At 72.9% G+C, this 21581-nt stretch carries 18 protein-coding genes; 6 read left to right on the top strand and 12 right to left on the bottom strand.

Annotation, left to right across the window (positions count from 1 at the left end; translation table 11 throughout):
• Positions 1-85: 85 nt before the first annotated feature.
• The 10 genes from ccoS to WBG79_RS01985 all read right to left on the bottom strand — a co-directional run bounded on the left by ccoS (position 86) and on the right by WBG79_RS01985 (position 11613).
• A complete protein-coding gene (ccoS, locus tag WBG79_RS02030) occupies positions 86-250 on the bottom strand; it encodes a cbb3-type cytochrome oxidase assembly protein CcoS (protein WP_337355444.1) in 165 nt (54 codons plus the stop codon).
• 9 nt (positions 251-259) lie between these two features.
• The gene (locus WBG79_RS02025) at positions 260-709 is read right to left on the bottom strand and encodes a hypothetical protein (RefSeq protein ID WP_337355443.1); all 450 of its coding nucleotides are present in this window, start codon (positions 707-709) and stop codon (positions 260-262) included.
• Complete coding sequence (locus tag WBG79_RS02020) at positions 706-2967, bottom strand: heavy metal translocating P-type ATPase (RefSeq protein ID WP_337355442.1); 2262 nt, start codon at positions 2965-2967, stop codon at positions 706-708. The genes WBG79_RS02025 and WBG79_RS02020 overlap by 4 nt, the downstream gene beginning before the upstream one ends.
• An 11-nt stretch (positions 2968-2978) precedes the next feature.
• Positions 2979-3491 (bottom strand): FixH family protein, encoded by a 513-nt coding sequence (locus WBG79_RS02015; protein ID WP_337355441.1) that lies wholly within the window; start codon positions 3489-3491, stop codon positions 2979-2981.
• 130 nt (positions 3492-3621) lie between these two features.
• Complete coding sequence (locus tag WBG79_RS02010) at positions 3622-4338, bottom strand: ankyrin repeat domain-containing protein (RefSeq protein WP_337355440.1); 717 nt, start codon at positions 4336-4338, stop codon at positions 3622-3624.
• 95 nt (positions 4339-4433) lie between these two features.
• A complete protein-coding gene (gene ccoG, locus WBG79_RS02005; protein WP_337355439.1) occupies positions 4434-5891 on the bottom strand; it encodes a cytochrome c oxidase accessory protein CcoG in 1458 nt (485 codons plus the stop codon).
• A gap of 173 nt (positions 5892-6064) precedes the next feature.
• Positions 6065-9586 carry a hybrid sensor histidine kinase/response regulator gene (locus tag WBG79_RS02000; protein WP_337355438.1) on the bottom strand — a complete coding sequence of 1174 codons (3522 nt, stop codon included), beginning with the start codon at positions 9584-9586 and terminating at the stop codon, positions 6065-6067.
• Positions 9587-9683: 97 nt separating this feature from the next.
• Positions 9684-10679: a DUF808 domain-containing protein gene (locus tag WBG79_RS01995; protein ID WP_337355437.1), complete on the bottom strand. Its 996-nt coding sequence runs from the start codon at positions 10677-10679 to the stop codon at positions 9684-9686.
• 123 nt (positions 10680-10802) lie between these two features.
• Positions 10803-11231 (bottom strand): EVE domain-containing protein, encoded by a 429-nt coding sequence (locus WBG79_RS01990; RefSeq protein ID WP_337355436.1) that lies wholly within the window; start codon positions 11229-11231, stop codon positions 10803-10805.
• A 10-nt stretch (positions 11232-11241) separates the two neighbouring features.
• Complete coding sequence (locus tag WBG79_RS01985; protein ID WP_337355435.1) at positions 11242-11613, bottom strand: VOC family protein; 372 nt, start codon at positions 11611-11613, stop codon at positions 11242-11244.
• A gap of 121 nt (positions 11614-11734) precedes the next feature.
• Between WBG79_RS01985 and WBG79_RS01980 the strand changes: the two genes are divergently transcribed.
• The 5 genes from WBG79_RS01980 (at position 11735) to WBG79_RS01960 (ending at position 14803) form a co-directional block, all read left to right on the top strand.
• Entirely contained in the window at positions 11735-11956 is a 222-nt protein-coding gene (locus WBG79_RS01980; RefSeq protein WP_337355434.1) for a DUF2945 domain-containing protein, read from the top strand.
• Positions 11957-12011: 55 nt separating this feature from the next.
• The gene (locus WBG79_RS01975) at positions 12012-12875 is read left to right on the top strand and encodes a C40 family peptidase (protein WP_337355433.1); all 864 of its coding nucleotides are present in this window, start codon (positions 12012-12014) and stop codon (positions 12873-12875) included.
• A gap of 103 nt (positions 12876-12978) precedes the next feature.
• The gene (locus tag WBG79_RS01970; RefSeq protein ID WP_337355432.1) at positions 12979-14112 is read left to right on the top strand and encodes a Tim44 domain-containing protein; all 1134 of its coding nucleotides are present in this window, start codon (positions 12979-12981) and stop codon (positions 14110-14112) included.
• A gap of 120 nt (positions 14113-14232) precedes the next feature.
• Positions 14233-14520, top strand: a complete 288-nt coding sequence (locus tag WBG79_RS01965) for a DUF6460 domain-containing protein (RefSeq protein ID WP_337355431.1) — start codon at positions 14233-14235, stop codon at positions 14518-14520.
• Positions 14521-14527: 7 nt separating this feature from the next.
• A complete protein-coding gene (locus WBG79_RS01960) occupies positions 14528-14803 on the top strand; it encodes a hypothetical protein (RefSeq protein ID WP_337355430.1) in 276 nt (91 codons plus the stop codon).
• A 2-nt stretch (positions 14804-14805) separates the two neighbouring features.
• On the opposite strand, the gene WBG79_RS01955 is transcribed toward WBG79_RS01960, so the two are convergent.
• Positions 14806-15708, bottom strand: a complete 903-nt coding sequence (locus WBG79_RS01955) for a histone deacetylase family protein (RefSeq protein WP_337355429.1) — start codon at positions 15706-15708, stop codon at positions 14806-14808.
• A gap of 127 nt (positions 15709-15835) precedes the next feature.
• Between WBG79_RS01955 and WBG79_RS01950 the strand changes: the two genes are divergently transcribed.
• The gene (locus WBG79_RS01950) at positions 15836-17179 is read left to right on the top strand and encodes an MATE family efflux transporter (RefSeq protein WP_337355428.1); all 1344 of its coding nucleotides are present in this window, start codon (positions 15836-15838) and stop codon (positions 17177-17179) included.
• 36 nt (positions 17180-17215) lie between these two features.
• On the opposite strand, the gene WBG79_RS01945 is transcribed toward WBG79_RS01950, so the two are convergent.
• Positions 17216-21220, bottom strand: a complete 4005-nt coding sequence (locus tag WBG79_RS01945) for a peptidoglycan-binding protein (protein ID WP_337355427.1) — start codon at positions 21218-21220, stop codon at positions 17216-17218.
• Positions 21221-21581: the final 361 nt, after the last annotated feature.

Below are 21581 nucleotides of genomic sequence, written 5' to 3'. Positions count from 1 at the left end.
TCGGCCGGGCGCGCCCCGGCACCGCCCGTCTTAGCCGAAACGCGGGCCCGGGCGCCATCGCGTTCGCATCGGCGGCGCCGTCGCGCTACTTGGGCCGCTTGTCGTCGGGCAGGTCGTCGTCGGAGAGGATCCGCCAGCCCGCCCCGTCCAGGTCCTCGTACTGGCCGGACCGCAGGCTCCACATGAAGGCCGCCAGCCCCAGGAAGCCGAGGGCGAGCGCGACGGGGATCAGGAATACCAGGACGTCCATGGCCGTGCCTCACTCGCTTCCGCCGCCGGAATCGCCGCTGCCCGAGTCGCCGCCGCCCGAATCGGCGGCGTCCGAGCCCCCGCCGTCGTCCGATCCGCCCGCGGATGCCTCGCCGCCGAGGAGGGCCCCCGCCCAGGCGCCGAAGCCGCCCGCGAAGCCGGCCGAAGCCGCACCGGGCTGGGCGGCGTAGGCGGCCGGTATCGCGGCATCCCCGTCGCTGCGCTGGGCCGGGCGGCGGTCGCCGCCGTCGTCGGAGGCGGACGAGGACGATCCCGAGTCCCAGCCGTCGTCGTCGTTCGTCGACTTGCGGGCGGCGGGACGGTGGCGGCGCCTCCAGTCGAGGTAGTGCAGGACCACGAGCAGCGCAACCAGGAGCGCCGCGCCCGCCCAGGACAGGACCTCGGCGGCGGCGAGCCCGACGGCGACCAGGATCCCGAGGGCGAGGAGGCGGTTGCTCACCGGGCGGATCCGCCCGGGGCCGCGGCGGTTCCGCTGCCCAGGCGCAGCCGGAGGGCGTTGACGGTGACCACGATCGAGGAGCCCGACATGGCAAGGGCCGCGACCAGGGGCGTCACCAGCCCGACGATGGCGACCGGGACCGCGACGAGATTGTAGAGGATCGAGATCCAGAGGTTCTGCACCATGGCGGCGCGCGCCTTGCGGGCGATCGCCAGGGCGTCGGCCACGGGGGCGAGCCGGTCGCCGAGGAAGACGGCGTCGGCGGCGGCCTGCGAGAGGTGCACGGCGGTCACGGGCGAGAGCGAGACGTGGGCGGCGGCCAGCGCCGGGGCGTCGTTGAGGCCGTCGCCGACCATCAGCACGGCGCGGCCTTCCGCCTTCAGGGCCTCCAGCCGGGCGATCTTGCCGGCGGGCTTCAGGCCGGCGGACCAGTCGGCGATGCCGAGCGCGGCGGCGGCGGCCCGCACGGCCTCCTCGCGGTCGCCGGAGAGGATCTCCAGCCGGTAGCCCGCGCCGCGCAGCCGCTCGACCACCGCGACGGCGTCGGGACGCAGGCCTTGCGCGAAGGCGAAGAGGGCCGTGTCGACGGAGCCCTTGCGGAATGCGACCAGCGAGGCCTCGGGCCAGCGGGCGCGGGTCGCCGCCAGGGTCTCGGCGGTGACGCCGCAGAAGTCGGGCGCGCCCAGGCGCCAGACCGCGCCGTCGACCTCGGCCTCGAGGCCCTGCCCGGGCACCTCGATCGACTCGGCGACCGGGTTGCCGGCGCCGGCGGCCGCCGCGAGGGCGATGCCGAGCGGGTGGCGGCTCGAGGCGGCGAGCCGGCCGGCATCGGCGAGCAGGAGCGGATCGAGCCCGGCCATGTCGAGCAGGCGCGGCTCGGGCAGCGTCAGCGTGCCGGTCTTGTCGAACACGACCGTGTCGGCCGAGGCGAGCCGCTCGATGGCGTCGCCGGCATGGATCAGCACGCCCTTGCGGAAGAGGAGGCCCGAGGAGACGACCTGGACGGCCGGGATGGCGAGCGCCAGCGCGCAGGGGCAGGTGATGATGAGGACCGAGACGGCGACCACCAGGGCGTGGTCGGCGGGCTGTCCGAGGAGGAGCCAGCCCGCGAAGGTGAGGAGCGCGGTGAGATGGACGACCGGCGCATAGGCGCGGGCGACGCGGTCGGCGAGGCGCATGTAGCGCGACTTGGCCTGGGCGGCGGCCTCCAGCAGCCGGTTGACCTCGTCGAGAAGCGTCCCCTCCTTGGCGGCCGTGACGCGCACCCGGAGGGTGCCGGTGACGTTCAGGGTGCCGGCATAGACGCGGTCGCCGGGGCCCGTCTCGACCTCGGTGGTCTCGCCGGTGACGAGGCTCTGGTCGATGCCGGACCTACCGCTCTCCACCAGGCCGTCGACCGCGACCCGCTCGCCGGGGCGGACGAGGACGAGGTCGCCGGGGTCGATGCGCGAGACCGGCACCTCCTTGGCGGCGCCGTCCGGACCGAGCCGGACCGCCGTGACGGATCGCAGCGCGGCGACATTCTCGGCGACCGAGCGGGTGCGGCGGCGCATGTTGTGGTCGAGGAAGCGGCCGAGCAGCAGGAAGAACAGCAGCATCACGGCCGAGTCGTAGTAGGCGTGCTCGGCGGAGCGGAGCGTCTGCCAGAGCGAGAGCCCGATCGTCAGCGTGATGCCGATCGAGATCGGCACGTCCATGTTGGTACGGCCGACGCGGAGCGCGCGCCAGGCGGACCGGAAGAAGGGGCGGCCCGAATAGGCGACGGTCGGCAGCGCGATCAGGGCGGAGAGCCAGTGGAAGAAGTCGCGGGTGACTGGCTCGATGTCGGAAACGTTGCCGGCCCAGACGGAGACCGACAGGAGCATGATGTTCATGGCCGAGAAGCCGGCGACCGCCAGGGCGCGCAAGAGCGCCTTGGCCTCGGCCTCCTCCTCGGCGGTCCTGCGGCCCGGGTCGAAGGGGTGGGCGCGGTAGCCGAGGCTCTCCAGCCGCCGCACGACGGCGCCCGCGTCGGTCTCGCCGGCCGTCCAGTCGACGGCGAGCCGATGGGTGGTGAGGTTCAGGCGGGCATGCCGGACGCCGGGCAGGGCGGCGAGGCCGTGCTCGATGGTCGACATGCAGGCCGCGCAGGTGATGCCCTCCACGGCGAGATCCATGTGGAGCGCACCATCGGCCCGGGGGGTCGCGAAGGCGTTCCAGTCGCGGACATGCGGGGAGAGCGGCTCGGCGTCGGCCGGCGTGAGGACGGGAGCGTTCATGGCATCGCGGCTCAACGCAGGATCAGGCGGCTCTGCGACAGGAAGAGCCGGCCCTCGGCGCCCTTGGCCTCGATGACGAGTTCCCACTGGCCCGCCTGGACGCCGTCCGTCTCGCCGGAAAAGACCCCGGTGGCGCCGGCCAGGGGGCGGAGCGCGACCGCATGATCCTCGGCCCGGTTGGTCGGACGCTGCAGGACGGCGCTGAAGTCGGGGGCGGCGACGGGCTGGCCGGCGGCATCCTTCGCCATCACGCGGACCGCCACGTGGCCGTCGGCGTCGCGGCGCGCCGAGGCGTCGACCACCCAGCCGCGGGCATTCTGAGCCGCCGCGGCGGCGATCTCGCGGTTGTAGCGCTGGCTCGCCGTGTAGGACGAATCCGTCACCGTTCCGGGGAAGCTGCCCACGGCGTAGTAGAGCATCGCGCCGTTGGCGACGAAGATCGTCAGGAAGAAGAGGACGGTGATGGCCAGGACGTGCCGGCCGGTCAGGACGAAGCCCTTCGGGTCTTCGGTGGTCATCGACATATGCCCCTCCGCACGGGTCGAGGCGGACCCTGCCCTCCCCTCGAGGGAACGATCCGCGGATGGTGCCCTTCTAGCGCGTGGCGGAGGGCCGGTCTTTGAGGGAAATCATGCAAGCCGGACAGCTTCGCGGTCAGCGCGCGACGCGGCCGCCGGCGGCCTCGATCAGGGCGGCGACCCGGGTCTGTCCGCGCGCCCGGGCATGCGCGAGCGGGGTGACGCCGTCGCGGTCGGCGAGGTTCGGGTCGGCGCCGGCGGCGAGGACGAGGCGCGCGGCCTCGACATGGCGCGGGCCGCCGTCGCCTAGGATGACGATCTCCAGGAGGCAGGTCCAGCCGAGGTCGTTGACGTGGTCGACGTCGATGCCGGTCGTCAGCAGGAAGGCGATCGCGTCGACATGGCCGCGCTCGCAGGCCGGGATGAGCGCGTTGCCGCCGAAGCGGTTGCGGACGGTCAGGTCGGGCCCGCGCGGGACCATGGCCTTGAGGATGGCGGTCCGGCCCAGCGCGCCGGCGAGGAGCCAGGGGGTGTCCCGGTTGCCGGCCTGGGCGTTCACGTCGGCGCCGGCGGCCATGAGGGCCTCGGCGACCTCCACATGGCCGCCCTGGACGGCGAGGAGGAGCGGCGTCTGCCCGAACCCGTCGCGCGGGTCGGCCGGCATGCCACCGGCGAGGAGGTCCCGGACGGCGGGGAGGTCGCCGGCTCCGGCGGCACGAAAGAGGGGCGTTGCATCGGGCAGCGGGGTCAGCGCGGACGCGGTCATGGCGGCTCCGGACCAGGCGAGGACGCCGGCGAGCGCGGCAGCCGGTCGCGCGAGACGTCTCCGTGACGGCTTTCCGGCGTCGGGCATGGGTGCGGCCTCCTCGGGTCGCGCCAGCGTAGCACGCGACAGGGCGCCGGGACCGGGCCGGCCGATCACCTTGCGGTCATCGGCCGGCGGCCGCGTCACGGCGCCTTGAAGAAGTCCTTGGCGGCCGCGGTCTCGCCGGTGACGGTTTCGCGGACGCTGAAGACGACCGGGGTCGAGGTGGGCAGCGGCGTGCCCTTCGGGGTCAGCACCGTGACGCGCAGCTCGCGGGTCTGGTCGGGCTCGACGCTCAGGACCGGCTTGCCGTCGACCATCTTCTCGGGGCCGTTGACGTCCAGGTGCGCGCCGGCCGGCAGGCCCTCCACGGCGAGCACGAAGTCGCGCGCCTCGCGGTCCTTGTTGAGGATGCGCACCGTGTAGCCGTTGCGGACGGAGCCGTCGGAATTGACCACGAATACGGGGTTGCGGTCGTGCAGGACGTTGACGCCGACGGTGGCGCGGGTCGTCAGCGCGAAGACCATCACGGCCGCCACGATGGCGATCACGGCGACGTAGAGGACGGTGCGGGGGCGGACGAAGCGGTAGATCTCCGGCTTGCCCTGCTCCCGACGCTCGATGTTGATGTCGGTGTCGTAGGCGATCAGCCCGCGCGGACGGCCGACCTTGTCCATGACGTTGTCGCAGGCGTCGATGCAGAGGCCGCACTGGATGCAGGAGAGCTGGATGCCTTCGCGGATATCCGTGCCGGTCGGGCAGACGACGACGCACTGGCGGCAGTCGATGCAGTCGCCGGCGTCCTCGCCGGCGGCGCGCAGCTTCTCGGCCGTCTTCATGGAGGTGCGCGGCTCGCCGCGGTCGACCCGGTAGGAGACGTTGAGGGCCCATTCGTCGGTCAGGGCGGCCTGGATGCGCGGCCAGGGGCACATATAGATGCAGACCTGCTCGCGCGCGAAGCCGGCGAGCACGTAGGTCGTGCCGGTCAGGATGGCGATCCAGATGTAGGCGACCAGTGGCGCGTCGAAGAACAGCAGGTCGCGGACGAGGGTCGGGGCGTCGGCGAAGTAGAGCACCCAGGCGCCGCCGGTCCACCAGGCGATCATGAGCCAGAGCGCGTGCTTGGCGGCCTTGCGGCCAACCTTGTCGGCCGTCCAGGGGGCCTGGTCGAGCTTCATGCGGTCGCGCCGGTCGCCCTCGGTCCAGCGCTCGACGGCGAGGAAGAGATCGGTCCAGACCGTCTGCGGGCACAGGTAGCCGCACCAGACGCGCCCGGCGAGCGCGTTCATCAGAAACAGCGCGAGCGCGGCCAGGATCAGGAGGCCGGTGATGTAGTAGACTTCCTGCGGCCAGATCTCGATGAAGAAGAAGTAGAAGCGCCGGTTGGGGAAGTCGATCAGGACGGCCTGGTCCGGGTGGCCGGGGCCGCGGTCCCAGCGGACGAAGGGGAGCAGGTAGTAGATGCCGAGGCAGGCGATCAGCAGGCCCCACTTGATCTTGCGGAAGGTGCCTTGGACGGCGGCCGGGTAGACCTTCTTGTGATCCTCGTAAAGGCTGTCATTGGCGGGGGATCCCCCGCCGGGCACCGTTTCGGCCCGCATGATGTCGCTCCTCGTCCGGCCGGGACCGGTCCGTCCTGGACCCTGCCGTTCCCGCCGATCAATGCGCCCCGACAGCCGGGGTCGCCTTGATCGAGGTCAAAGCCTAACCGGGTCCGTAGTCAAGGGTCTATTAGGATATTCTAATTAATTCAGGCTCGGCCATCCCGGACGCATCACTCCGCGGCGAGGCGTTGGACGCGGGACTGGCCGATGATGGCGCGGAGTTGCGCGGGCTTGAGCGGCTTGTTGAGGACCTGCATCCCCTTTTGGCGGGCCGCTTCCCGGACCTGCGGCGACCGGTCCGCGGTGATGAGCACGGCCGGCAGGTCGGCGCCGAAGAGCCAGCGCAGGTAGGTGGCGGCCTCGATCCCGGTTCCCTCGTCGAGGTGATAGTCCACCAGCAGCACGTCCGGGGCGCGGCCGAGTTCCTTGAGGCGCGCGGCGGCCGCCTTCTGGTCGCGGGCGGCGACGACCTCCGCGCCCCAGCCGGTCAGCAGCGTCGCCATGCCGTCGAGGATGGCCTGCTCGTTGTCGACGCAGACGGCGAGGAGCCCGTCGAAGCGGCCGGGCACTGGGCGGACCTGGCCGGCCTCGGGGGGCGCGGCCGGGACCGGGGCGGCCAGGGGGAGCTCGACCGTGAAGCGCGAGCCGCGCCCGTCCTCCGAGTGCAGCCCGATGGGGTGGCCGAGGACACGGCTGATGCGCTCGACGATCGAGAGGCCGAGCCCGAGGCCGCGGGCGACGCGGGCCCCCTCCTCCAGCCGCTGGAACTCCTCGAAGATCACCCTGCGCTTGGAATCCGGGATGCCGAGGCCGGAATCGAGGACCTCGATCACCACCCTGCCCTTGCGGCGGCGGCAGCCGACCAGCACGCGCCCCTCGGGCGTGTACTTGATGGCGTTGGAGACCAGGTTCTGCACAAGGCGGCGCAGGAGGCGCCGGTCCGAACGGACGCTCAGGGACGAGGGGACGACGCGGAAGTCGAGGCCGCGCTCGCGGGCGATCGGCTCGAACTCGACCTTGAGCGGCTTCAGGATCTCGTCCAGCCGGAACACGCCGAACTCGGGCTTGAGGGCACCCGCGTCGAGGCGCGAGATGTCGAGAAGCGCGCCGATGATCTCCTCGACGGCGTCGAGGGACTGCTCGATGTTGGAGGCGAGGTGCGAGAAGCCGGTGCCTTCCGCCTTCTCGACGAGGCTGGTGGAGTAGAGGCGGGCGGCGTTGAGCGGCTGCAGGATGTCGTGGCCGGCGGCGGCGAGGAAGCGGGTCTTGCCGAGGTTGGCCTCGTCGGCGGCGCTCTTGGCGCGCGACAGGGCGTCGTTGAGGCAGGTCAGCTCCTCGGTGCGTTCGCGCACGCGGCGCTCCAGGCTCTCGTTGACGCGCGCCAGCTCCTCGGCATGGGCGACCCGCTCGGTGATGTCGGTCCAGGTGGTGACGATGCCGCCGTCCGGCATGGGGCTCGTCCGGATTTCGAGCACGCGGCCGGAGGAGACGAGCTTCTCCTGGAAGGTCTCCAGCCGGCCGACCAGGCGGTCGATGCGGTCCTTGACGATCTTCTCCGGGTTGCCCGGCCCGAACTCGCCGCGCTCGGCCCGGTCGCGGACGATGACGGAGAGCGGCGTGCCCGCCTGGGCGAGCTCCGGGGCGATCTCGAGCACCTGGCGGAACTCGCGGTTCCAGCAGATGAGGCGCAGCTCCTTGTCGAAGACCGAGATGCCCTGGCGGACCTGGTCGAGGGCCGTCTGGAGAAGGTCGCGGTTGTACTGGATGGCCGCCGAGGCGTCGTCCAGGAGCTTCATGGCGGCCTTGGCGGACGGGTCGCGGCGCTTGACCAGGAGCGACAGCACGAGCCGCGAGGAGGCGGCGCCGATCGCGGAGGCGAGCAGCTGCTCGGAGAGCTTCAGGAGGTAGACGTCGGCCGGGGCGTTGGGGGCGAGCTGCAGATTGCGGGCGCGGGCGTGGTCCTCGAAGGCGCGGTCGGTGCGGTCCTCGCCGAGGTAGCGCGACACGGTCGTGCGCAGGTCCTCGACGGTGACGGCGGTGCGCCAGCGCCGGAAGGCGGGGGCCGGCGTACGGTCGGCGGGCACGAAGATGTTGGCCTGGAGCCGCTCGATCGCCTCGGGCGGGCGCATCAGCGAGACCGACACGTAGGCGGCGATGTTGCCGAAGAGGCTCCAAAAGACGCCGTGGGTCAGGGGATCGAAGCCGAAGGCGAAGAGCGCCTGCGGGCGGAGCAGCCAGATGCCGAAGGGGCCGTCGGTCAGGATGCCGTGCGGGCCGATGCCCGCGTCCACGAAGGCCGGCAGGAGCAGGGTGTAGAACCACAGCGCGAAGCCGGTCGCCATGCCGGCGATGGCGCCGCGCGCGGTGGCGCGCCGCCACAGGAGGCCGCCGAAGAAGGCCGGGGCGAACTGGGCGATGGCCGCGAAGGCGAGGAGGCCGATCTCGGCGAGCGCCGAGGCGTCGGCGACCGCGCGGTAATACGCGTAGGCGAGGAGCAGGATGGCGAAGATGGCCAGGCGGCGGACGATGAGCAGGCGCGAGCCCATGTTCTCCGGCTCGGCGCCGACCGGTGCGCGGCGGCGGATCAGGATCGGGACCACCAGCTCGTTGCAGACCATGATGCCGAGCGCCACCGAGGCGACGATCACCATGGCGGTCGCGGCCGAGAGGCCGCCGATGAAGGCGAGCACGGTGAAGACGCCCGAGCCGGCCTCCAGCGGCAGGCGCAGGACGTAGCTGTCGGCGTCGACGCCGGGTCCGAGCAGCGCGATGCCGCCGATCGCGATCGGCAGCACGAAGACGTTGATGCCGATCAGATAGGCGGGGAAGATCCAGCGGGCGCGCTTCAGCTCCGCCTCGGCGTTGTTCTCCACGACGGCGACGTGGAACATGCGCGGCAGGAGCAGGATCGCGATGAAGGACAGGAGCGACATCACGATCCAGCTGCCGCCGGCGAGGTCGCGGGCGAACATGGCCTGGACGCGCGGCAGGTCGGCGGTGCGGGCCAGGAAGTCCGAGGGGCCGTCGAAGAGGCCGAAGAGGACGTAGAGGCCGACCGCGCAGAAGGCGAAGAGCTTCACCACCGATTCCGCCGCGATGGCGAGCATCAGGCCTTCCTGGTGCTCGGTGGCGTCGATGTGGCGGGTGCCGAACAGGCACGCGAAGGTCGCCATCGCGAGGGCGACGAGGAGCGAGATGTCGGAGAGGACCGGGGCGTTGCGGCGGAACGTGATGCCCATCTCGAAGTGGGTCACGATGGTCTCCACGGACAGGGAGACGGCCTTGAGCTGCAGGGCGATGTAGGGGACGATGCCCACGAAGGCGATCACGGTGACGACCGCCGCGACGGTCTGGTTCTTGCCGTAGCGGGCCGCGATGAAGTCGGCGATCGAGGTGATGCGTTCGGCCTTGGCGAGCTTCACCACCCGCTGCAGGAGCGGATAGCAGGCCAGGAACATGATCATCGGGCCGACGTAGATGGTCAGGAAGTCGAGGCCGCGGTTCGCCGCCAGTCCGACGGAACCGAAGAAGGTCCAGGACGTGCAGTAGACGCCGAGCGACAGGGCGTAGATGAGCGGTCGGCCGTTGGCGGGTCTCAGGCGATGAGCGGTGCGGTCGCCGTAGTGCGCGACGGCGAAGAGCAGCCCGATATACCCGAGCGCGACGACGACGACGACCCAACCCTGCTGCACCGTCCCGCTCCCGACTGCCGTCTTGTTCTGTCGTTGCGGCAAATCGGACCACATCGGGCCGGTCCTGTCCATAAGGACGGCCCGTCCGCAAAACCCCTCAGGCGTCGCGTGGGCGCCGGGGCCGGAGCAGCGCCTTGGCGCGCCGCCAGCCGGGGGAGACGACGTAGCCGGCGAGCGGGATCGCCATCACGCCGGCGGCGATGCCGACCAGGATCGCCCCGAGGGCCTCGACGACCCAGGCCGTCACGTCGCCGAGCGGGGGGACGGCGTGGGCGGCGGCCTCGGCGAGGTGGTGGAAGGTCTCGGCGAACCAGGGGAAGCCGTACTCCTCCAGCCCGTGGACCAGGATGCCGCCGCCGACCCAGATCATGGCCGTGGTGCCGAGCTTGCTCAGGAATCCGAGGAAGACCGGCATCGCCCGGACCAGCAGGCAGCCGAAGCGGTGGAGTAGACCGCCCCCCGGGTGGCGCCGGGCGAGGGCCAGCCCGAAGTCGTCGGCCTTCACGATGAGGGCGACGCCGCCGTAGACCAGCGCCGTGATGGCGACCCCGACCGCGGCGAGGACCGCGGCCTGCATGGCGAGCCCGCCCCCCGGCACGGCGGCGAGGGTGATGGTCATGATCTCGGCGGAGAGGATGAAGTCGGTCTTGATGGCGCCGGCGACCTTGCGGTCCTCCTCGCTCTCCGGGTCGAGGGCGGTGGGCTCGAGGTCGGCTTCGTGGGCCCGGGCGCCGTGGGGCTGGACAATCTCCCAAAGCTTCTCGACGCCCTCGTAGCAGAGGTAGGCGCCGCCGATCATGAGGAGCGGGGTGATGGCCCAGGGCGCGAAGACGCTGAGGAGGAGCGCCGCCGGGAGCAGGACGACCAGCTTGTTCTTGAGCGACCCCAGCGCGATCTTGGCGATGATCGGCACTTCGCGGGCGGGCGACAGGCCGGTGACGAAGCGGGGCGTCACCGCGGCGTCGTCGATCACCACGCCGGCGGCCTTGGTGCCGGCCTTGGTGGCCTGCAGGACGACGTCGTCGATGGAGGCCGCCGCGGCCTTGGCGATGGCCGCGACGTCGTCGAGAAGGGCGATCAGTCCGACGCTCAAACCTGCCTCCGGGCCATGGGATGCCGCCGGGGCCGAGCCCGAAGCGGGGGGATCATGTCCAATGGCCGGACCCGGGGCAAGGTTCCGGACCGGTGCCGGTCCGGAACGCGGCGAGCGGTCGCGTCAGGCGGCGAGCGGCACCCGCATGGCCCGGGCGATCGCGTCCATGTCGGCCGGATCGACCTCGAAGAGGCCGAAGCGGAGCCGGTAGCCCCAGTTTCCGCCGCGCGCGAAGCCGAGCTCCGGCAGCAGCGGGCGGATCGGCGCCTCGGCCGCGTCCTCCCAGTCCACGTCCCGGCGGAACGGATGGAAGCCGCCACCCATGTCGGCTCGGTACGGCGGGCCGGGCCTGACCCGGCCGAGCGCCGTGAAGGCCTGCAGGCGGTCCGCGCCGCCGAAAGTCTCGGTCGGCGAGTAGTAGGCGACGCGGTCGCTGGGGGCGAGGCGGCGGAGCGGCCCGCCCTTGCCGTGGCAGACCTGCATGAAGCCCTCCGCGCGGCCCCGGCGGACGTGCTCGGCGGAGGCGACGGCGATCCAGGCTCGTTCGCTCACGGTCCCCTCCTCACGGCATCTCGGGGGCGAAGACGCGGAGCCGGTGGCCGTCCGGGTCGAGCGCCACGAAGGTGCGGCCGAAGTCCATGTCGGCGGGCGCCTGGGCGATCGGCAGGCCGCGCGACCGCCAGTCCCGGTGGACGGCATCGACCTCGGCGGGGCCGGCGACCGTGAAGGCGAGTTCGGTTGCCCCGCCCGCGGCCTCGGCTGCCGGCTCCACGGTGCGGCGCGACCAGAGGCCGAGCATGAGGCCGTCCCGGAAGGGCAGCATCGCGAAGGTCGGGGAGGATTCGACCGGCGGCTTGCCGAGCAGGTCGCGGTAGAAGGCGGCGCTCGCGGGCGGGTCGGCGACGTAGAGGATGACGAGGCTGGCGTCGGTCATGGCGGGTCTCCGTCGGGGGGATCGGGAACGGCCCCGGTGTAGCCCGCCGGGCTGTCAGGACGTGTCAGCAGCGGCGGAACGGCAGGCGGCGCCGGCGCGTTCCCGGGCCGGGAGGACACACATGGCGAAGAGCGACACACCGGAGTTCAAGGCGGGCGACAAGGTCGAATGGAGCTCGTCTGGCGGCCGAAGCGTGGGCAAGGTCGTGCGGCGGCAGACGAGCCCGATGGACATCGAGGGGCACCATGTTGCCGCCTCGAAGGACAATCCCGAATATGTCGTGCGCAGCGACAGATCGGGCAGGATCGCGGCCCACAAGCCTTCGGCGCTCAAGAAGCGGTAGCGCAACCCGCCCGCATGCTATCCTGGCGGCCGACGCAACCGAATCCGGACCCGCCATGGCCCAGAACCATCCCCGCTTGACTCCGGCACGCCCGGACCTCGCCGCCGCGCATCTCGCCGGGCTCGTCCCCGCGGAGCGCTACGTGGCGGGGGCGCGGGCGCATGTCATCGACGGGGTGGCGCCGGTCCGGCGCGAGCCGCGGCCGGATGCGGCCCTCGATACCGAGGCGCTGTTCGGGGAGGCAGTCACGGTCTACGACGAGGACGCGGAGGGCTGGGCCTGGGTGCAGCTCGAGCGCGACGGCTACGTCGGCTACCTGCCGTCGAGCGCGCTCCTCAAGGGCGAGCGGCCGGCCCCGACCCACCGGGTCTCCGCCCTGCGCAGCTTCGTGTTCCCGGGGCCGTCCATCAAGGAGCCGCCGCTCGCCTGGATCAGCCTCGGCAGCGAGGTGGCGATCCGGCGCGAGATCGAGGAACGCGGCCGGCGCTTCGGCGTGACAGCGAACGGCGGCTGCATCGTCATGCAGCACCTGGCGACGATCGGCAGCGTCGAGCCCGACCCGGTCGCCGTGGCGGAGCGCTTCCTCGGGGCGCCCTATCTGTGGGGCGGAAAGTCGAGCCTCGGCCTCGACTGTTCGGGCCTGGTGCAGACGGCGCTCAGGGCCTGCGGCCACCGGGTGCCGCGCGACACCGACATGCAGGAGGCCGAGGTGGGCATCGAGGTCGGCACCGACCCTGCCGCCTGGCGGCGGGGAGACCTCCTGTTCTGGCCCGGCCACGTCGCCTTCGTGCGCGACGGCGGGACCATTCTCCATGCGAACGCGTTCCAGATGATGGTCGGCATCGAGGCGACCGATGCGGCGCTGGCGCGCATCGAGGCTTCGGGCACGCCGCTCCGCTCCGTCCGGCGGGTCGGTTGACCAAAGCGTCAGTTTGCTCTGGACATGACGAAAACCTGACACCATATGGTAGGACGTGCGCGCTTCCGTGCGCCCGACATCGAGGCCCATATCGAGGACCGACATGAAAACCACATCCGCATCGACGTTTGCGATCCGGACCGTCCGGCTGGCCGCCACGCTGGCGGTCGCCACCGTCCTCAGCGTCGCCGCCGTTGCGCCGTTCGCTCCGGCCGAGGCCGCGCCGAAGGCCGGGTTCGGCAACCGCGGTACGCGCACCTTCCAGGCGCCGCCCCAAACCCAGACGGCTCCGCGCACCGCGCAGCCGATCGAGCGCACGCAGGCGCAGCGGCCGGCCCAGCCGGCGACGCCCGGCGCCACCGGAACCGCCCAGCCGGGCGGCTTCATGAACGGGTTCGGCGGCACGATGCTGAAGGGCCTCTTGATCGGCGGCCTGATCGGCGCGCTGCTCGGCGGCGGCTTCGGCGGCTTCGCCGGGTTCCTGGGCCTCATCCTTCAGGTCGCCCTGATCGCGGGCGGCATCTGGCTGGTCATGCGCCTCATCCGCAGCCGGCAGCAGCCGGCGGCGGCCGGCGCGGGCGGGCCGCTCAACCGCGACGCGGGGCCGGGCCTCGGCGGCGGCGGCCTCGGCGGCATGCCGGGCGACCGCGGGCCCTCGGCCCCGGGCGGCGCCGGGCAGCCCCCGGCGGGCTACGGCCCGCCCTCGGGCTACGACCCGCCCGCCGGCCAGCGGCCGGCGACGGGCGGCCTCGGCGGATTGCTGGGCGGCCTCGGCGGGCTCGGCGGCAACCGGCAGGCCCGGCTCGAGCCGAGCGACGATCTCGGCCTGGACGGCACGGACTTCGAGGCTTTCGAGCGGTTGCTCGGCCAGATCCAGACCGCCTTCGGGCGTGGTGATCTCGAGACGCTTCGCGAGCACACCACCCACGAGGTCTTCCAGGAGCTGGAGAGCCAGCTCGACGAGATGAAGCGCCAGGGTCTCGTCAACGAGATCTCGGGGGTCAAGCTCCTGCGCGGCGATCTGGCGGAGGCCTGGCGCGAGGGCATGAGCGAGTACGCGACCGTCGCGATGCAGTTCGAGATGGTGGACGCGACCCGCGAGACGGCCACGGGCCGGGTGGTCGACGGCGATCCGGAGCGGCCGACCGAGATCACGCAGGTCTGGACCTTCTGGCGCCAGCGCGGCACCGGCGCGCCCGGGCCGTGGGTGCTGTCGGCCATGCAGGACGTCGAATAAGCCGTTCCAAGTCCGATCCGCGAGACGGCGCCGGAGGACCTCCGGCGCCGTTCGCATTCCGGCCACCGCCTCGACCGCGGCGGGAGCCTCGTGGTAATCGAGGACCCGGAGGCTCTTCGGATGGGCAACGCGCTCGAGCGATTCTTCGGCGGCCCCCCGGTCAGGACGATCGTGTGGCTCGCGTTCCTGTCGGTGGTGATCGGCTTCGTGCTCGCCACGATGGGGATGGACCCCTTCACGCTGGTCAGGCGAGTCCTGCGCGGCTTCGACAGCCTCGTCGACGCCGTCCTGTCGCTCGGCTCCGGCATCTTCCTGCATGCGGGCCGCTGGCTGGTCTACGGGGCCGTGATCGTGGTGCCGGTGTGGATCGTCCTGCGCGTCATGGCGCTCGGGCGCGGGCGGTCCTGAGGCCGCCATGGCGGGCGCGCCGGGAAAGTTCGTCGGCCCGGGCTGGTTCACCATCATCGCGCTGTTCGCCGCCCTGCGGCTCGTCAGCCAGCACGGGTCCGAACTCGTCGACCTGACGGGCGACCTCGGGCGACTCACGCTGGCGCTGCCGGCGGCGAGCTACTATCGGCTCGGCCAGGCGGTGGACGCGGCGCGGGCCGCGCTCGGGACCCGGATCGGGGTGGTGAGCCTGTTGCTCGCGGGCCTGCTCGGCGCGGCCTGGGCGGCCGTGCGGCGCGGCTGAGCTCACACGAAGGTGGCGGCGACCCTGTGCAGGATGGTGTGCCGGCGCGCCAGGCGGTCGATGTCGTCCATGTAGCCGCCGCCCAGCACGGCGGCGAGCGGGAGCCCCGCGTCGCGGACGGTCCCGATCACGAAGCGGTCGCGCGCCTCCAGGCCGGCGTCCGTCAGGGCGAGGCGGCCGAGGCGATCCTCCGCGTGCGGGTCGACGCCGGCGTTCAGGAACACGATGTCGGGACGGTGGTCGCGCAAGAGGCCCGGCAGGGTGTCGCGCAGGACCGCCAGGTAGGCGTCGTCGCCGGTCCCGTCCGGGAGCCCGATGTCGAGGTCGGAGGGGATCTTGCGGGCCGGGAAGTTGCGCTCCGCATGCATCGAAAAGGTGAAGACCGCCGGATCGGACGCGAAGATGTCGGCCGTGCCGTCGCCCTGGTGGACGTCGAGGTCGACCACCAGGGCGCGCTCGATCAGGTGATCGGCGCGGAGCACCCGGATGGCGACCGCCACGTCGTTGAAGACGCAGAAGCCGGCGCCCTGGCCGCGGCGCGCATGGTGGCTGCCGCCGGCGGTGTTGCAGGCGAGGCCGTGCTCGAGCGCCAGGCGGGCGGTCAGGACCGTGCCGGCGGACGCGGTCCGGGCGCGGCGGGCGACGCGGGGGGAGACGTCGAAGCCGATCTCGCGGGCGACCGCCGGCGGGACGGCGGCGGCGAAGACCTGATCCACGTAAGCCGCCTCGTGGGCGAGGCCGATCCAGCCGGCGGGCGCCTCGGCGGGCACGACGAAGCCGCCGGGCGCGACCAGGCCGTCCTCGACCAGGATCTCGGCGATGCGCCGGAACTTGGCCATGGGGAAGCGGTGGCCCAGCGGGAAGTCGGCGTCGTAGTGGGGGTTGTGGACGATCGGCAGGGGCATGGCCGTCGGGATATAGCGTGGCCGGGGCGGTTCGCCTACGGGGCTCACCCCCGCGTCCGGAGCGCGGCGGCCCCTCGCCGGCCGGGCGTTGCGGAGCGATCGGGCGATCCCCTAGGGTCCGGGCACCATGCAGGACCCCTCCCCGATCCGCCCGCCCGGCCACCGCGACGTGCTCGCCATCGCGATCCCGATGACGCTCGGCTACATGACCACGCCGCTCGTCGGCCTCGTCGACATGGGCGTGGTCGGGCGGCTGGGCGATCCGGCCCTGATCGGCGGGGTGGCGGTCGGGTCGGTCATCTGCGACGTCGTCTTCACGACCTTCAACTTCTTGCGCTCGGGGACGACGGGGCTGACCGCCCAGGCGGTCGGGCGGGGCGACCGGGCCGAGATCGACGCGGCCCTGTTGCGCGCGCTGGTGCTCGCGGCCGCGACGGGGCTCGTCACCATGCTGGCGGCGCCGCTGGCGGTCTCGGCCGGCACCCGGGTGTTCGGCGGCAGCGCGGCCGTCCAGGAGGCGATGTCGACCTACGTGCTGATCCGGCTCCTCGGGGCGCCGCTGGTGCTGACCAACTTCGCGATCTTCGGCTGGCTGCTCGGCCTCGGCCGTGCGGGGGCCGGGCTCCTGCTGCAGACGATCCTCAACGGCGTCAACATGGCGGCAGCGGTGGCGCTGGTGATCGGGGCGGGATGGGGCGTCGCGGGCGCGGCGGTCGCCGCGGTGCTGGCCGACGCGGTGGCGCTGGCGGCCGGGCTGATCCTCGTCGGCGCGATCCGCAGGCCGCGGCGGCCCTGGCCGGAGCGGCGGGCCGTGTTCGAGCGGCAGGCCCTCACGGCGATGCTCGCCATGAACCGCGACATCATGATCCGCTCCTTCGTGCTGCTCGCCGCCTTCGCGTTCTTCACGCGGCAGAGCGCCGCCCAGGGGGATGTGGTGCTGGCTGCCAACGCCATTCTGGAGAAGTTCTTCCTGTTCGGCGGCTATTTCCTGGACGGCTTCGCGGCGGCCGCGGAAACCTTCGTCGGGCGGGCCGTGGGCGCCCGGCGGCGGGCGGTCTACGACCGGGCGATCGCGCTCACCACGATGTGGGGCTTCGTGCTGGCACTGGCGGTGGCGACGGGCCTCTACACCGCCGGCCCCGGCCTCGTGGCGCTGATGACCACCTCGGAGCCGGTCAGGGCGACGGCCCTCGCCTATCTCGTCTGGGCCGCGCTGACGCCGCTCGCGGGCGTGCTCGCCTTCCAGATGGACGGGGTCTTCATCGGGGCGACCTGGTCGCGCGACATGCGCAACATGATGCTGCTGTCGCTCCTCGTCTATCTCGCCGCCTGGGCGCTGCTGACGCCGGCCTTCGGAAACGACGGTCTGTGGGTCGCCCTTCTCGTCTTTCTCGGCTGCCGGGGGCTGTCGCTCGGCTGGATCAGCCTGCGCAGGGCGCGAGAGACCTTCGGGGCGGCCGCGGCCCCGTGATGCCCGGGGCCGCGCCGAACACTACGCCGGGGGGCCTCAGCCGGTGCGGCCCTCGAGCGCCTGCAGTGTGGCGGTGTCGGGCTCGCCGGTCGGCTTCAGGCCCTGGCGGCGCTGGAACAGCCGGAGGGCGTGGCGGGTCTGCGAGGTGAGCTCGCCGTTGACAGGCCCGGCGTAGACACCGCGCGACTGGAGCAGGGTCTGGGCGCGCTGGACCGCATCGTCGGTCGACGGGGCGGCGGTCGCGGAAGCGCCGGCGGAGCCCGGCTCGACCCAGACGATCGCCTCGTCGTTGGCGTTCCGGTCGAGCGGCTTCGGCCGGAAGGCCTGCACGGAGGCCTTGGCGGCGGCGAGCGCCGCCTTGTCGAGGTGGGCGGCGACGTCGTCGCGCTTCTTCTCCGCATCCTTGTCGCCCTGGGCGGCGGCCAGCGCGAACCACTTGTAGCCGGCGGCGAGATCCTGCGGCACGCCGGAGCCCAGGACGTTGACGATGCCGAGGTTGAACTGGCTGTCGCGCAGCCCGTGGTCCGCCGCCTTCTGGAACCACGCGATGGCGTTCGCCATGTCGCGGTCGTTGGCGTAGAGGACGCCGAGATTGTGCATCGCGCGGACGTTGCCCTTGTCGGCGGCCTCGCTGTACCAGCGGCGGGCCTGGGCGACGTCGCGCGTGCCCGTGTGGCCCTTCTCCCAGGCGCTGCCGAGGCGGTACTGGGCGGGCACGACGCCCTTCTCGGCGGCGAGCGTGTACCAGGCCGAGGCGGCCTTCAGGTCGGGCGAGACGCCACGGCCTTCGGCGAAGCGGAGACCGAGCTCGAACTGGGCACGTCCGTCGCCCGAGGCGGCGGCCTGACGGAGCGCGGCGGAGCCGATCGCGTCGGGAACCTGGGGCAGCGGCGACGCGGCGCCGGCGCCCGACAGGGCGGCGGGCCGGGTCGAGGCCGTGGTGACGGGATCGATCGTTTCGGTTTCGGCGACGGGCGCCGGTTGCACGAGCGGCGCAAGGGGCACGAGCTTGGCAGCGGGCGGCGTGTCGGCGCCGTCGCGGCCGAAGCCGGCGGAGGACGGCGCCCGGGGCGCCTCCGCGAAGGTGCGCGGCGGGGTCACGGGCGGGGCGAGGACCGAGGCGGGGGCCGACTTGCCGGCATCCGCCGCTTTCGGGTCGGCGGGCCGGGGCTCCGCGCTGTGGGCCGCGTCGGCGGTCGCGAGGTTGGCGTCAGGCGTCCCCGCGTCGGTGGTGTCCATGGTGCCCGCCGGCATGTATTGCAGGGCGAACACGGCGAGGAACACGGCCGCGGCGGCCACCATGAGGGGACGGCTCCGGCCCTTGATGACCTTGCCGAGGCGCGCCAGCGGGCCCTCGGCGACCGCGGGCTCCTCCGTCGCGAAGCGGTCCTCGGGCTCCTGTCCCCGCAGGGGCTGCAGGGTCTGCAGAGGCTCGGCCGTCCGGGCAGCCTGGGCGGCGCGGCGGGCGGCGGCGATGAAGTCCACCTTGCGGGCGTCGTCGGCGGCCGGCTCGGCGGCTCGCGTCTCCGCAGGGCGGACCGGGGCGCGCGCGGGCTGAGCCTTCTGGGCCGCGGCATGCGCGGCGGCGGCCGCTGCCCGGGCAGCGGGCCTCGCGGCCTCCGCGGCGGGCGGGGCCGGATGGGCGGCCGCGCGGGCGCGGGAGGCGGCGGTCCCGACGCGGAGCGCATCGACGAAGTCCGCCTTGCCGCCGTCCGGCCGGCGCCCGCCGAGGTCGAGCGTCGGGGCGTCGGCGGCCGACGCGGCCTCCGCGGACTGGAGCCGCGCAACGACGCTCGAGAGCGCCTCCTGCACGGAGCGGAAGGTCTCGCCGGCAGCACCGGCGCCGTTCCCGTCCTGGCGCTGCATGCCCCGGAGATCCTCCTGGAGGACCTTCAGGGCCGCGGCGGTTCCTTCGTCGCGGGTCAGCCGGGCGAAGTCGGCGAGGGCCTCCCGGGCGGCCTCGCGGGCGAGGTCCGCCATGCGGTCGTCGCGGTCGGCCAGGCGGTCGTGCAGGCGGCCGAGCGTGTCCTCGATGCTCTCCAGACCGGAGAAACGGCTCTCCGTAGCCTCCAGGCGCCGGGCCAGGAGGGCGAAGCCGTCCTCGATCCCGCTGGCGACCGGGCGCTGCAGGCTGTGGGCGATCTCGTCAAGCCGCGCCGTCACGTCGGGGTCGGTCCGGGGCACGGCCATGCGTGTCAGTTCGTTGCGCATGGCGGCGATCTCGGCGCCGAGCGCCTCGACGTCGCGGCCGGGCGAGCGCGGCTCGAGGCGGTCGAGCTTGTCGATCAGGTGCGAGATGCGGGCCTCGAAAGCCTCCATGGCATCGAGGTGGGGCTTGGCGGAGTCCTGCTCGAGCCGGCGCTCGACCAGCCGGAGCACGGCTTCGAGGTCGTCGAGACGGACCCGGCCGCCGGCGCTGTCGCGCGCCGACGCGGCGATCAGGGCGTCGAGGCCCGCCTGCAGGCGCTCGATGTCGCCGCGCACGATCGCGTCGGGTCCACCCACGCGATCGACCGAGGCCGTCAGCTCCTCGATGCGATCTGCCAGGTCGCGCAGGAGCGCGGAGGGGTCCGGGCGGCTCTCGATCACGGCGAGGCGGTTGGCGACCTCGGCCATCCGCCGCTCGATCCCGCGCAGCTCCTCGACCTGTCGGCTGCCGGCCGCGATGCTGCGCATCTCGTCCAGGATCTGGTCCATGCGTTCCGGCGCGATCGGGCCCGAGGCCAGGCGCTCGAGGCCGTCGAGCTTGGCCGTGAGGGTCCGGAGCCTCTGGTCGAAGAGCGCCGTCAAGCGTTCGGGATCGTGACGGTCGACCGCCGCGCGGATCTCGCGCAGGTCGGCTTCGAGTTCGACGGTCAGGCTCGGCTCGGGACGCGCCGCGACCTCCTCGACTCGTTCGGCGAGGAGTTCGAGGCTGCCGCCCAGGCGGGCGAGCTGGAGCGCCGAGGGCAGCTCCGCAATCGACTGGCGGATGTCGGCCAGCCGCCCGTCGACGCGGTCGGCGAAGCCCTCGTCGTGCATGCGCCGGCCGAGATCGTCGAGCCGGCGGCCGATTCCGTCGTAGCCGTCCGCGAGGGCCCGCAGTGCCGCCTCGGGGTTCGAGCGCTGGACGGCCTCGCGAAGCCGGCCGAGCTCGGCCGCGATCGGATCGAGAACGGACCGGTCCGGCTGGCGCCGCGCCAGGTCGTCGAGCCGGTCGCCGAGGCCGCGGATGTCGGCGAGATCGGATTCGGTGAGAACGGCGCCGTCGCGGGCCTCCATGGCCTTGCGAAGGCCGCGGATCTCGCGCAGCAAGGCGTCGCCGGCCGTGCTCTCCCGCGAGACGGACTGCTCGATGCGCTCGCCGAGAGCCCGGATCTGGGCTTCCAGATCGGCGACGCGGTAGGGCTCCGGCAGACGAGCGACCGGGGCCCGGGCGTCGGCAGCCGGGCCGGCGGAGAGTTCGCGGCGGCGTTGGTTGATCTCGGCCACGGCCTTTTCCAGCATCTCGGTGTCGACGGGCGACGAGGTCTCGGCGGCGACGCGGGGCGCTGCGGCGGGCGCGGCCGGCCGCGCCGGATCGGCGCGGCCCTGCATGCGGCGCAGGCGCTCGTCCAGGCCGTCGAGAGTGTCCAACAGGCTGTCCACGCGGTTGTCGTTGCCGCCCGGCCCGGTCCGGGGCGCAGCGGCCCCCTCGCGGCGGCCCCTTGGATTGCGCGCGGGGCGGTCGGTCGAATCGCGGGCGAGCCGCCCGACGGCTTCCGCCAGCATGCGCAGGTCGCCCTCTTCGGTCTCCGCCGGATGATCGCCGTCCGCGCGCGGGGGCGGGGCGGCCGTATCGGTGAGGCGACGGATGCGTTCGCCCAGATCGTCGAGGCGACGCTCGAGCCCGGTGCCGTCCGGCGGCTGCGCCACGGCGGCTCCGGTGGCCCGCGCCGGCGGTGCGGCGCCGTCGCGGATCAGCGTGTTCAACCACTCGCCGACAGGCTTTCCGGATCGGCGCGCAGCGTCGAGCGCCCGCTCGCGCGCCTCGTCGTCGATGCCCCGAACGCTCCAACTCATGGTCCGCGCCCCCTGCCTGAAACGCCGGGCCGGCACGGCGAAGCCGCGACTCGGCACCGGTCGAAATGGTTAACGGACTGTGGTCACTTCGGGTAAACGATCCGTTAACGGTCGGGGCGGGCGTGAACGATCGGGAAACCACAATTAAGATCCCGTTGCCGTCCGGTGCCCCCAAGTGAACGCGGTCAATAAGTGGAATATCGGATGTTTCCGCCAACTCGTGATACGCGGGGCAGCCGGATCACGATGGTACGCCGGCGCACCATGGCCAGTTTCCTTCACGTCAGCCGCCCGAACGTCTTGACCTCGCGTGATCAGGCGCATATCAGAGATGTGGCATATAAAAAAACCAACATCGGGG

It is taken from the genome of Prosthecomicrobium sp. N25, assembly GCF_037203705.1.
In the GTDB taxonomy this organism is placed as follows: Bacteria; Pseudomonadota; Alphaproteobacteria; order Rhizobiales; family Ancalomicrobiaceae; genus Prosthecodimorpha.
Note: the sequence above shows the minus strand (reverse complement) of the source record. Positions and strands in the feature narration are given on the sequence as shown.

Coding starts and splice junctions, on each gene's coding strand:
- ccoS (WP_337355444.1), bottom strand. CDS start 250: ATGGACGTCCTGGTATTCCTGATCCCCGTCGCGCTCGCCCTCGGCTTC.
- WBG79_RS02020 (WP_337355442.1), bottom strand. CDS start 2,967: ATGAACGCTCCCGTCCTCACGCCGGCCGACGCCGAGCCGCTCTCCCCG.
- WBG79_RS02015 (WP_337355441.1), bottom strand. CDS start 3,491: ATGTCGATGACCACCGAAGACCCGAAGGGCTTCGTCCTGACCGGCCGG.
- WBG79_RS02010 (WP_337355440.1), bottom strand. CDS start 4,338: ATGCCCGACGCCGGAAAGCCGTCACGGAGACGTCTCGCGCGACCGGCT.
- ccoG (WP_337355439.1), bottom strand. CDS start 5,891: ATGCGGGCCGAAACGGTGCCCGGCGGGGGATCCCCCGCCAATGACAGC.
- WBG79_RS01985 (WP_337355435.1), bottom strand. CDS start 11,613: ATGACCGACGCCAGCCTCGTCATCCTCTACGTCGCCGACCCGCCCGCG.
- WBG79_RS01980 (WP_337355434.1), top strand. CDS start 11,735: ATGGCGAAGAGCGACACACCGGAGTTCAAGGCGGGCGACAAGGTCGAA.
- WBG79_RS01975 (WP_337355433.1), top strand. CDS start 12,012: ATGGCCCAGAACCATCCCCGCTTGACTCCGGCACGCCCGGACCTCGCC.
- WBG79_RS01970 (WP_337355432.1), top strand. CDS start 12,979: ATGAAAACCACATCCGCATCGACGTTTGCGATCCGGACCGTCCGGCTG.
- WBG79_RS01965 (WP_337355431.1), top strand. CDS start 14,233: ATGGGCAACGCGCTCGAGCGATTCTTCGGCGGCCCCCCGGTCAGGACG.
- WBG79_RS01960 (WP_337355430.1), top strand. CDS start 14,528: ATGGCGGGCGCGCCGGGAAAGTTCGTCGGCCCGGGCTGGTTCACCATC.
- WBG79_RS01955 (WP_337355429.1), bottom strand. CDS start 15,708: ATGCCCCTGCCGATCGTCCACAACCCCCACTACGACGCCGACTTCCCG.
- WBG79_RS01950 (WP_337355428.1), top strand. CDS start 15,836: ATGCAGGACCCCTCCCCGATCCGCCCGCCCGGCCACCGCGACGTGCTC.
- WBG79_RS01945 (WP_337355427.1), bottom strand. CDS start 21,220: ATGAGTTGGAGCGTTCGGGGCATCGACGACGAGGCGCGCGAGCGGGCG.